The organism is Mesorhizobium sp. P2_D1, assembly GCF_056404455.1.
This window is the reverse complement of the sequence record NZ_JBFUDZ010000054.1, coordinates 1-11,624: the sequence shown is the minus strand read 5'-3', so window position 1 is coordinate 11,624 and position 11,624 is coordinate 1. Positions and strand designations below refer to the sequence as shown.

General features: G+C 63.9%; 10 protein-coding genes. 4 read left to right on the top strand and 6 right to left on the bottom strand.

All coding sequences use genetic code 11. The annotated features are described in order from the left end of the window. Window position 1: 1 nt before the first annotated feature. Entirely contained in the window at window positions 2-1,252 is a 1,251-nt protein-coding gene (locus tag AC1D0I_RS27080; RefSeq protein ID WP_477398960.1) for a D-amino acid dehydrogenase, read from the bottom strand. Window positions 1,253-1,348: 96 nt separating this feature from the next. Then, window positions 1,349-2,344 (bottom strand): UDP-glucose 4-epimerase GalE, encoded by a 996-nt coding sequence (gene galE, locus AC1D0I_RS27075; RefSeq protein ID WP_477305181.1) that lies wholly within the window; start codon window positions 2,342-2,344, stop codon window positions 1,349-1,351. Window positions 2,345-2,610: 266 nt separating this feature from the next. Between galE and hemA the strand changes: the two genes are divergently transcribed. Continuing rightward, window positions 2,611-3,888 (top strand): 5-aminolevulinate synthase, encoded by a 1,278-nt coding sequence (gene hemA, locus AC1D0I_RS27070; protein ID WP_457152890.1) that lies wholly within the window; start codon window positions 2,611-2,613, stop codon window positions 3,886-3,888. A 30-nt stretch (window positions 3,889-3,918) separates the two neighbouring features. Here the strand turns inward: hemA and AC1D0I_RS27065 are convergent, their stop codons facing one another. After that, window positions 3,919-5,085 (bottom strand): pyridoxal phosphate-dependent aminotransferase, encoded by a 1,167-nt coding sequence (locus AC1D0I_RS27065; RefSeq protein WP_477398958.1) that lies wholly within the window; start codon window positions 5,083-5,085, stop codon window positions 3,919-3,921. A gap of 112 nt (window positions 5,086-5,197) precedes the next feature. Next, window positions 5,198-5,620, bottom strand: coding sequence for a large conductance mechanosensitive channel protein MscL (gene mscL / locus AC1D0I_RS27060; protein ID WP_095084257.1), 423 nt, complete (start codon window positions 5,618-5,620; stop codon window positions 5,198-5,200). 280 nt (window positions 5,621-5,900) lie between these two features. Between mscL and AC1D0I_RS27055 the strand changes: the two genes are divergently transcribed. Next, window positions 5,901-9,389, top strand: coding sequence for a PAS domain-containing hybrid sensor histidine kinase/response regulator (locus AC1D0I_RS27055; RefSeq protein WP_477398957.1), 3,489 nt, complete (start codon window positions 5,901-5,903; stop codon window positions 9,387-9,389). 23 nt (window positions 9,390-9,412) lie between these two features. Here the strand turns inward: AC1D0I_RS27055 and AC1D0I_RS27050 are convergent, their stop codons facing one another. Both AC1D0I_RS27050 and AC1D0I_RS27045 read right to left on the bottom strand, forming a co-directional pair. Then, window positions 9,413-10,072 carry a response regulator transcription factor gene (locus tag AC1D0I_RS27050; protein WP_095082229.1) on the bottom strand — a complete coding sequence of 220 codons (660 nt, stop codon included), beginning with the start codon at window positions 10,070-10,072 and terminating at the stop codon, window positions 9,413-9,415. 124 nt (window positions 10,073-10,196) lie between these two features. Beyond that, window positions 10,197-10,625 (bottom strand): hypothetical protein, encoded by a 429-nt coding sequence (locus tag AC1D0I_RS27045; protein ID WP_477225382.1) that lies wholly within the window; start codon window positions 10,623-10,625, stop codon window positions 10,197-10,199. Window positions 10,626-10,732: 107 nt separating this feature from the next. On the opposite strand from AC1D0I_RS27045, the gene AC1D0I_RS27040 reads away from it, so the two are divergent. Beyond that, window positions 10,733-11,083 (top strand): DUF952 domain-containing protein, encoded by a 351-nt coding sequence (locus AC1D0I_RS27040; protein WP_477398955.1) that lies wholly within the window; start codon window positions 10,733-10,735, stop codon window positions 11,081-11,083. Next, window positions 11,080-11,624, top strand: a 545-nt coding sequence (locus tag AC1D0I_RS27035; RefSeq protein WP_477398953.1) for a dihydroorotate dehydrogenase 2, incomplete at its 3' end; no start/stop codon positions are given. The genes AC1D0I_RS27040 and AC1D0I_RS27035, both read left to right, overlap by 4 nt.

Here is an 11,624-nt window from a genome sequence, read left to right as displayed (position 1 = left end):
CCTAGCCTCCGTAGACCAGTCCCTGTGGGTCGATCTCCGGCTTGCGGCCGGCGACCAGATCGGCAAGGAATTTCCCCGAGCCGCAAGCCATGGTCCAGCCGACATGGCCGTGCCCGGTGTCGAGATAGAGGTTCTTGTAGCGCGCCTGGCCGATGACCGGCACGGAGTTGGGCATCATCGGTCGCAGCCCAGCCCAGAGTTCGGCCTTCTTCTCGTCAAAGGCGCCGGGGAAGAGATCCTTGCCTGTTCTAAACATGGCGGCGAAGTCGCTTGGCTTGTGGGTGCGGTCGAAGCCGGTGAATTCCGCGGTTGAGGCGAGCCGCAGCCGGTTGCCCAGCCTGGAATAGGCGATCAACTGGTCCTCGTCGGCGCCGCCCATGGTCGGACCCTTGCTCTCGTCCTCCAGGGGGATCGTCGCCGTATAGCCCTTCACCGGATAGACAGGCAGGTCGATGCCATAGCGGCGGCCGAGCAGGCCGCTCTCCGGTCCCATCGAGATGACCACGGCATCGCCGGCAATCGGACCGGCCGAGGTCATCACCGCACCCACCCGGTCGCCCTCGATGGCGAGGCCCTCGACCGTCGTGCCATAGAGAAATTTCACGCCGAGCTTTTCGGCGGCGTGGGCGGCGAGCTTTTCCACAAACTGCCGGGAATCACCGGTCTGGTCGATCGGCGAATAGACGCCGCCAGCAATCTTTTCCTTCACGCCGGCAAGACCTGGTTCAAGCTCGATCAGCCGGTCGCGGCCAACGATCTCGATCGGCAGGCCATGCTCGGCCAGATAGCGGTAATTGTCGGTGCCGGTGTCGAGGCTGTGCTGCGAGCGAAAGAAATAGAGGATGCCCTTCTTGCGCTCGTCGTAGCCGATCCCGGTATCGGCAGAGATGGCGTTGATGCAGTCGCGGGAATAGAGCGCCAAGCGCAGCTTGACCCGGCTGTTGGCGCGCAGGCGCTCTTTCGTGCACTGGCGCAGGAAGCGCAGGCTCCAGGCGAGGAAATAGGGATCGAAGCGCAACCGCACCTTGATGCCGAGATCATGGTTATAGAGCGCGCGCAGGAAGGTCTTCAGCGCCGCCGGAGAGGCCCAGGCGGTGGCATCGCCCGGCGATACCAGGCCGGCATTCGACTGGCTGGTGCCGCGCGCCGGCACCGGATGGCGCTCGATCACGGTGACCTCGTGGCCGTCGCTGGCCAGATAGTAGGCGGCCGCCGTGCCGACGACGCCGGCTCCAAGCACCGTTATTTTCATACCATCCCCCAAAGCTCTTCGCGGCGCAGCGCCCCGCCGCGAATGCCTTCAATAGCGCTTCGCTGGGCGCCTTGCGAGCCCTGGGGAGGACCCGGCTCAGCCCCGTGCGGAGTTCTTGCCGGTCAGGATGCGCTCCCAGGCGAGCGCGTCGGCAACGATCTGGTCGAGATCGTCGCGTTGCGGGGTCCAGCCGAGTTCCGCGCGGGCGAGATCCGAATTCGCAACGACCGCGGCGGCGTCGCCGGGCCGACGAGCGCCCATCTTCACCTCGAAATCGTGACCAAAGGCACGCCGCACGCTGTCGATGACCTCAAGCACCGAATAGCCATGGCTGTAACCGCAATTGGCGACGAGGCTTGTGCCCCCGTCGCGCAGCCGCTGCAGGGCAAGGCGATGCGCCGCCGCCAGATCGCTGACATGGATATAGTCGCGCATGCAGGTGCCGTCCGGCGTCGGATAATCGGTGCCGAACACCTGCATGAACGGGCGCTTGCCGAGCGCCGTTTCGCAGGCGACCTTGATCAGATGGGTGGCACCCGGCGTCGACTGGCCGGTGCGGCCCTTCGGGTCGGCGCCGGCGACGTTGAAGTAGCGCAGCGCGGTGTAACGGAGCCCATGCGCGATCGCCGCATCGCGCAGCATCCATTCGCTCATCAGCTTGGACAGGCCATAGGGCGATTCGGGAGCCAGGCGGGCATCTTCGCGCACCGGCTCCAGCCCGGCACCGCCATAGACGGCGGCGGTCGAGGAGAAGATGAAATTGGGCACGCCCTCGCGCACCGCGGTTTCGATCAGCGTGCGCGTCTTGCAGGTGTTGTTCTCGTAATAGCCGAGCGGGTCGGCGACCGACTCGGGGACCACGATGGAGCCGGCAAAATGGATGATCGCGTCGACCTTGTTGTCCCTGATGATCGAGCCGACCAGTTCCCTGTCGGCGACATCGCCGACCACCAGCTTCGCCTCCGGCGCCACTGCCCATTCGAAGCCGGTGGAGAGGCGGTCGAGAACGACCACGCTCTCGCCGGCATCCAGCAACTCCCAGACCATATGACTGCCGATATAGCCGGCACCGCCTGTTACCAAAACCGTCATCCCAGTCCTCGCATCTCAAGATTTATCGGAAACTGTCTCAACCACCGCCTTACTGGAAAGCCTGCCGCATGGCCATTACAACCCTTGGTAACCGGCATCATCGGCATGTGGCATCATGCTGAAACAAAATTGATCCACATCAATGGAATAGGCCACGATCCGTGGTCGTTAGGAACAGGTCCGGGGCGTGGCATTTTGACCAAAAAGGCCCGGTGGACGACCAATGGGCCAATGATTATGATCCCGCGCAAAATTGGGAAGTCGACATGAACTATCAGCGGTTCTTCGAGGAAGCGATCGACCAGCTCCATGCCGAGCGTCGCTACCGCGTCTTCGCCGACCTCGAGCGCATTGCAGGCAAGTTTCCGCGCGCCATCTGGCGTTCCAATGGGCGCGCCGAGGAAATCACCGTCTGGTGCTCCAACGACTATCTCGGCATGGGCCAGCATCCCGATGTCATCGCCGCGTTCCAGAATGCGGCGGGCAAGATGGGCTCCGGCGCCGGCGGCACCCGCAACATTTCCGGCACCAGCAACCCGCTGGTCGAGCTGGAACTGGAGCTTGCCGACCTGCACGACAAGGAAGCCGCACTCGTCTTCACCTCCGGCTTCGTCTCCAATGAAGCGTCGATCTCGACCATCGCACGGCTTTTGCCCAATTGCCTGATCATTTCGGACGAGCTGAACCACGCTTCGATGATCGAAGGCGTGCGGCGATCGGGTGCGGAAAAGAAGATCTTCCGTCACAATGACGTCGCGCACCTGGAAAGCCTGCTGCAGGCGGCGGGCCGCGAACGCGCCAAGCTGATCGTCTTCGAAAGCGTCTATTCGATGGATGGCGACATCGCGCCGATCAAGCAGATCGTCGAACTCGCCGAGCGCCACAACGCCATGACCTATATCGACGAGGTCCATGCCGTCGGCATGTACGGATCTCGCGGCGGCGGCATCACCGAGCGCGAAGGCCTGGCCGACCGCATCGACATCATCGAAGGCACGCTGGCCAAGGCGTTCGGCACGCTGGGTGGCTATATCACCGGCACCAGTGCCGTCATCGACGCCGTGCGCTCCTATGCGCCGGGCTTCATCTTCACCACGGCCCTGCCGCCGGCGATCGCCGCCGCCGCGACCACCTCGATCCGCCATCTCAAGCGCTCGCAGGCCGAGCGCGACGCGCAGCAGCGGCAGGCGACGCGAACCAAGCAGATCCTCTCGGCCGCCGGCCTGCCGGTGATGGAGTCGCCGACGCATATCGTGCCGCTGCTGGTCGGCGACCCGGAACTCTGCAAGATGGCCAGCGACCGCCTGCTTGGCGTGCACGGCATCTACATCCAGCCGATCAACTATCCGACCGTGCCGCGCGGCACGGAGCGGCTGCGTATCACGCCGACACCGTTCCATTCCGACGCGCTGATCGCCGAACTGCAGGACGCGCTGATCGAGACCTGGGATGCGCTGGGCATACCCTATGGCTCCGCTGGTCGCCCCTCCGTCGCCAAGAGCGACCGGATCATTCCACTGCTGGTGCCCAAGTCAGGCGGCTGAACCCCGTTTGAACCTCGGTCCGACGGCGGCTCAAACAGTCTTCATCCACTTCGCCAGCCGGTGCGCCGCTTCCTCGACCTGGTCGAGGCGGCGGTGGAAGCACAGTCTGAGGAAGGCTTCGCCACCGGGGCCGAAGGCCGTGCCGGGCGCCAGGCCGACATTGGCCCTGTCGACGATGTCGAAAGCGGCGGTGCGTGAATCGGTGATGCCGTCGACCGTGAAGAACAGATAGAACGCCCCTTGCGGCACGGTGAACCGGGCGCGGCCGGTGGCACCGAGAATGCCGCAGACCAGGTCGCGCGCCTTCCTCGCCCGCTCGACCTGTTCGGCAATGAAACCATCGCCCTCATCAAGGGCGGCGACCGCGCCGCGCTGCATGAACTGGGCGACACCCGAGTTGGAATACTGGATCAGGTTCTCGAACACCTGCTGCAAGGCAGGATGGGTCTTGATCCAGCCAACGCGCCAGCCGGTCATCGCCCAGTTCTTGGAAAAGCTGTTGACGAACAGGATGCGATCCTCAGCCGTCGCGATGTCGAGGAAGGAGGGCGCACGGCCATGGCCGTAGTGGAACAGCGCATAGATCTCGTCGGCGATGATCCAGAGGTTTTTGGCGCGGGCGAGATCGAGGATCGCCTGCAAGGTCTCGTGGTCAGCGGTCCAGCCGGTCGGGTTCGACGGCGTGTTGATGAACAGCGCCTTGGTGCGCGGCGTGATCGCCGCCGCGATCTTCTCGACGTCGCAGGACCAGCCATTGCCGGAGTGATCGAGCGTGACCGCCACCGGAACGGCTCCCGATATCGCCGCGGCAGCGTCGAAATTAGGCCAGGCCGGCGACAGATAGACAACCTCGTCGCCGGCGCCGGCGAGCGCATCGAGCGCCAGCTGGATGGCATGCATGCCAGACCCGGTGACGATGAACTGTTCCTCGGGGAACGTCTTGCCGAAATGCCTGGCATAGTAGCGGGCAAGCGCCTGCCTCAGATCGGGGATGCCCCTTTGCCAAGTGTAGAACGTCTCGCCGCCGGCCAGAGCCTTCGAAGCTGCATCGGTGATGAAGGCGGGCGTCGGCAGGTCGCCCTCACCGGCCCAGAGCGGGATCATGCCCTCGCGCAGGCGGCCGTAATTGACGACGGCGACAATACCGCTTTCGGGCGCCGCACGGGCTTCCGCGCGCAAGCTGTCGATCAAGGTCATGGCGGGTCCGTTCCAATCTCGGGCGTCAATCAGCGCTCCTTACCAGATGCGAAAGCAGAAAACCCCGGCCGCGAACGACCGGGGTTTTGGTCCAGCAAAGCCGCCAGAGAGGTTAGCGCTTGGCGAGCAGATCGCGAATTTCGGTCAGCAGCGCAACGTCGGCGGGCGGCGGCGCGGCAGGTGCCGCAGGCTTCTCGGCCTCAAGCCGCTTGCGCATGTTGTTCACCGCCTTGACCATGAGGAAGATGATGAAGGCAAGGATGAGGAAATTCAGCACCGCGGTGATGAAGCTGCCATAGGCGAAAACAGCGCCTTGCTTTTTGGCGTCCGCCAGCGCGGTGGCGTTGACTGCCGAGGACAGTCCAAAGAAATAGTTGTTGAAGTCCAGTCCGCCGAAGATCGCGCCGACGATCGGCATGATGACGTCGTCGACCAGCGAAGTGACGATCTTGCCAAAGGCCGCGCCGATGATGACGCCGACCGCAAGGTCCATCACATTGCCCTTGGAAATGAATTCCTGGAATTCCTTCAGCATTCGACCCTCCTTGTCGTGACCGGCCGCTCTGCCGTTCCGTCCTTGCGGCATCGACCCGAGGGCAACATAACAAAAACCTGGGGTTGCAACATGGGCAAAAAGGGGAAAGCAACCGGTTTCCCCTTACATGACGGAACCTCGGGCGGCGCCTTGGACGTCAGCTTGGTTGCTGTCTGAATGTCGCCACCATGCTTCCAAAGCCGCAATGGACTCGGACGCCAAGCTGTGATTGCGTTCGGACAAGCCGGATAAAAAGGCGGCAAAGGAGGAAATTCCAGGCGTGCAGGGCTTGTTCATCGTCATCATCGCGATCGCCTATGTGACGCTGCTGTTCGCCATCGCCAGCCTGGGCGACCGCCGCTCGGCGATATCAGGGCCGAGCCGGGCGCGCCCGTTCATCTACGCGCTCAGCCTTGCCATCTACTGCACGTCCTGGACCTTCTTCGGCTCGGTTGGCCTCTCCTCAGAGCGCGGTCTCGAATTCCTCGGCATCTATACCGGCCCGGTGCTGGTGTTCGTGTTCGGGTTTCCGCTGCTCAACCGCATCGTGCGGCTGGCCAAGACAGAGAAGATCACCTCGATCGCCGACTTCCTCGGCGCCCGCTATGGCAAGAGCTTCACCGTCTCGGCGATCGCGACGCTGATCGCGACAATCGGCGCGGTGCCCTATATCGCTCTGCAGTTGAAGGCGATCTCCGGTTCGGTCAGCCTGATGGTCGAGCACTACACCGGTTCGCCACCCTCCTTCGATCCGTTCGTCAGCGACATCTCGCTGGTCGTCGCCATGCTGCTGGCGCTGTTTGCGGTGCTGTTCGGCACACGCCATGCCGATGCCACCGAACACCAGGACGGGCTGGTGCTGGCAGTTGCGGTCGAGACCGTGGTCAAGCTCGCCGCTTTCCTGGCGATCGGCCTGATGGTCACCTTCCTGATTTTCGGCGGCCCTGGCGACATGTTCGACAAGTTGGCGCAGAACGCACAGGTCCGGCAGGCGATGGGCTACAACACCTCCCTTGCCACCTGGCTGGTGCTGACTTGCCTGAGCGGTTTCGCCATCATCATGCTGCCGAGGCAATTCTACGTCACCATCGTCGAGAACCGCGGCGAGGCCGAATTGCGCACCGCGACATGGGTGTTTCCGCTCTATCTGGTGGCAATCAATTTGTTCGTGCTGCCGATCGCCTTTGCAGGCCTGTCGCTGGTCGGCACCGGGACCAGCAGCGATCTCTACGTGCTGTCGCTGCCTTTGTTCAGCGGCCATGATCTGCTGGCGATGGCAGCCTTCATCGGCGGCCTATCGGCGGCAACGGCCATGGTGATCGTCGAAAGCGTGGCGTTGTCGATCATGATCTCCAACGACCTCGTCATTCCGCTGTTCGTGCGCCGCCTGCTCAAGACCTCGACCTCCGAGAACGAAGACTGGTCGACGCTGATCCTCAATGTGCGGCGCGGGGCGATCTTCATCCTGCTGTTCATCGCCTTCCTCTACTACCGCGAGAGCACCAACAGTGCGCGGCTGTCGTCGATCGGCCTGATGTCGTTCGCGGCCATCGCCCAGTTCGCACCCGCGCTGATCGGCGGACTGATCTGGCGTGGCGCCAACGGCCGGGGTGCTGCACTCGGCATGGTCGCCGGCATCCTCGTCTGGGGCTACACGCTGCTGCTTCCATCGCTTGCCGCACCCGACACCGACATCATCGCACACGGGCTGTTCGGTTTCGAGGCGCTGCGACCGCAGGCGCTGTTCGGCACCGTCGCCGAACCGCTGAACCACGGCGTGTTGTGGAGCCTGTCGATCAACGCGGTGTTCTTCGTGCTCGGCTCCCTGTCGCGCGCGTCGGTGCCGTTGGAGCGGATCCAGGCGTCGATCTTCGTGCCGCGCGAAGCCGGGCCGATGCCCAGCCTGCGCCGCTTCCGCACCGCCATCACCGTCAACGACCTCAAGGACACGATCTCGCGCTATCTCGGCGTCGAGCGCACCGAGCGCTCCTTCCAGTCGTTCGAAAAGACCAATGGCGCCTCGCTGCACGGCAAAGAGCAGGCGAGCATGGACGTCATCCGCTTTTCCGAGCAATTGCTGGCCAGCGCCGTCGGCTCTTCCTCGGCACGGCTGATCCTGTCGCTGCTGTTTCGGCGCCACGACCGCGAATCCAGGGATGCCTTCCGGCTGCTCGACGATGCCACCGAGGCACTGCAGCACAATCGCGACCTCTTGCAGATCGCGCTCGACCAGATGGAGCAAGGCATCACCGTTTTCGACCGCGATTTCCGCCTGATCTGCTGGAACCGCCAGTACCGCGCGCTGTTCGACCTGCCCGACGAGATGGGCCAGGTCGGCGTCTCGCTCGACCGCATCCTGCGCCATCTTGCCGAGCGCGGCGACATTCCATCGGACCAGCGTGTGGCCATGCTCAACCGGCTGACCAGCTTCGTCAGTCCGTGGCAGATGGAGTTGAAGACCAGCGGCCGCATCCTGGAGCTGCGTTCCAACCCGATGCCGGATGGCGGCATCGTCGCCACTTATGCCGACATTTCCGGACGCGTCGAACAGGATCTGGCGCTGAAGCGCGCCAATGAATCGCTGGAGCAGCGCGTCAAGACCCGCACCATCGAGCTGACCCGCGTCAACGAAGAGCTGGCGCAGGCGCAGATGCTGGCCGAGGAGGCCAATCTCGGCAAGACACGCTTCCTTGCCGCCGCCGGCCACGACATCCTGCAGCCGCTGAACGCTGCCCGGCTATATTGCTCGTCGCTGATCGAGAAGGCCGGCAAGGGGCCTGCCGGCAAGGCAGCGGTCAACATCGAATCCTCGCTGGAATCGGTCGAGACCATTCTCGGCGCCGTGCTCGACATCTCCCGCCTCGATGCAGGCGCCATGAAGCCGGACAACACCGCCTTCAACCTCGACGGATTGCTGCGCCAGATCGGCAATGATTTTCGGCCACTGGCCGCCGAAAAAGAACTCGGCCTGACGATCATGCCGTCGTCGCTGACCGTGATGACGGACCGCAACCTGCTGCGCCGCCTGATCCAGAATCTCGTCTCCAACGCCATCAAATACACGCGCCATGGCCGTGTGCTGGTCGGCGTTCGGCGACGAGGCGACCTGGCCGAAATCCAGGTGATCGACACCGGCATCGGCATTGCCGGCGACGAGCTGAACACCGTCTTTCACGAATTCACCCGGCTGGACGAAGGCGCGCGCGAAGCCGAGGGCCTCGGTCTCGGTCTTTCCATCGTCGACCGCATCGCCCGGGTGTTGCGCCTGGAGATCCGGATCTTTTCCAATCCGGGCAAGGGCACGCGCTTCTCCGTCATCCTGCCGGTCGCCGCCGTGCAGGAGCCGCGACGCGAGATCGAAACCAGGGCTCCTGCCCGCGCGACAGCTTCGCTGGCCGGCCTGCATGTGCTCTGCATCGACAACGATGCCCGCATCCTCGAAGGCATGCGGCTCCTGCTCGAGGGCTGGGGCTGCAATGTCGACACGATATCAGGCTCGAGGGATCTGGCGGGTTCCACGATGCATCGCCCGGACATCGTCCTTGCCGACTACCATCTCGACGGTGAAACCGGCCTCGACATCATCGTCAGGCTGCGCGCGATCCATGGCGACGCCCTGCCGGCCGTACTGGTGACCGCCGACCGCTCCAACGAGGTGCGCACGGCTGCGGGCGGGCTCGAGGTCCCGGTGATCAACAAGCCGCTGAAACCGGCAGTGCTGCGTTCGATGATGGCCAGGGTCAGGCCGCTGGCATCGGCGGCCGAATGACGATTCCGACGAGACCCCGCGTGTCAGCCGGCCGGCTGCAGCGGGTCGCTGCCGATCTTGGACAGCAGGATCACTGCCTGGGTGCGGCTATCGACGCCGAGCTTCTGCAGGATAGCCGACACATGCGCCTTGATTGTCGCCTCGGAGACGCCGAGTTCATAGGCGATCTGCTTGTTGAGCAGGCCCTCGGCCAGCATGCCGAGCACGCGGGTCTGCTGCGGGGTCAGCGCCTGCAGGCGCTTGATCAGGTCGGAAATCTCGGGATCGCGCTCGACGCCGAGATCGATGCCGACGGGCGCGGCGATGTCGCCGGCAAGCACCGACTGCACGGCGTCGCGGATCTCCTCCATGCTGGCCGACTTGGAGATGAAGCCAGAAGCGCCGAGATCGAGCGCACGCCTGATGGTCGCCGGATCGTCATGCGCCGAGACCACGACAAGCGGCACCGCCGGATGGATGCCGCGCAGCGAGATCAGGCCGGAAAGGCCGCTGGCGCCCGGCATCGACAGATCGAGCAGCACCAGATCGACATCTTCGTTGGCTACGACCAGCGCCTTGGCGCTCTCGAAATCACCGGCCTCGTGGATTGCCGCGACATTGCCGATGCCGGCGAGCGCTTCGCGCAGCGCACCGCGAAACAGCGGGTGATCGTCGGCGATGACGAAAGAATAGCCTGACGGCAAATGTCCCTCCCCGAATCCCGATGATTTTTTAGCTCTTTGCGGGACCAGTTGGACGATTATGAGGGGCTGCGCGCTGTTTTCAAGCAGCAAAGCCAGCGCGCCGCGTTTTCCCTGTTTCGAGCGCTCAGGTCTTCTGCGAGTTGAGCTGCGCGCCGTTGTCCTTGTCCATATCCTTGACGATGCCCATGAAACCACGCAGGAATCGCTCCATGTAGCTCATCGTCTTGTTGAAATCCTCCTCGCTCGGCAATTGCGATTCGAGGCGGGCGGAGAGCGAGTTCTCGAGCTTGGTGACGCGCTCGTCCATCGCCTTCATCGAGGTCTGAAGGCGGTCGACCTCGTCCTGGAAAGCGGCGCGTTCGTCGGCCGCCATCTTGCAGACGAGCTGGCCGGAGCGTTCCTCGCAGATCGACATCGCACCGGTCTGCGTGTCCATGCGGACGTAGCCGTTACCAGACTTCTCCAGCCGGTAGCGGTCGGTTTCTTCCGAATAAGCTGAAGCCGCGACCAGAGAAACGAGCGCGGCGGGGATCAAGATGTGCTGCAGACGCATGTTGTCCTCCATGGCCAAAGCCTGATTTATCGCATGTTTGCGCCGGAATTGGGGAAGACCCTTGGCGTGGTCTTTCCCGCGTGGCTGGTTCGGACTATAGCGCAACCATGTCTCAGTTTATCTACAAGATAACCCCGGAAGCGCCTTGGCGCGAGGCCGAAGCCAATGGCCGCTTCACCGGCGCGCCGATCGATGTCACCGATGGCTTCATCCATTTCTCCACGGCAGGGCAGGTCAGGGAAACGGCGGCGAAGCATTTTGCCGGCCAGACCGGCCTCCTGCTGGTCGCCATCGACGGCTCGCGTCTGGACGCCGCGCTGAAATACGAGGTCTCGCGGGGCGGCGCGCTGTTTCCGCATCTCTATGGCGTGCTGGACCTGAAAGCTGTCCTTTGGGTCCGACCGCTGCCGATTGGCGCCGACGGTACCCACCAGTTCCCGGCACTGGAGGCCGAATGAGCGTGCTCGACAGGCTCGGCCAGAAGCTGCTGTTCACATTCGATCCGGAAACCGCGCATGGCATGTCGATCGCAGCGCTGYGATGCGGCCTGCCGGTCGGCGCGCGGACAACGCGCGATGCGCGGCTGAAGGTGACGGTCTGCGGCCTCGATTTCCCCAACCCGCTCGGCATGGCGGCCGGCTATGACAAGAACGCCGAGGTGCCCGATGCGCTGCTTGGGCTCGGCTTCGGCTTTGCCGAGGTCGGCACGGTCACGCCGCTGCCGCAGGCCGGCAACCCGAAACCGCGTATCTTCCGGCTGACGGCGGATGAGGCGGTGATCAACCGGCTGGGCTTCAACAATGAAGGCCACGCGGCCGCCGAAAAGCGCCTCACCGCCCGCAAGGGGCGCGGCGGCATCGTCGGCGTCAACATCGGCGCCAACAAGGACAGTGCCGACCGCATCGGTGACTATGAGCGCGGCGTTACCCGCTTTGCGCCCTACGCCAGCTATCTGACCGTCAACATCTCCTCGCCCAACACGCCGGGCCTGCGCAACAT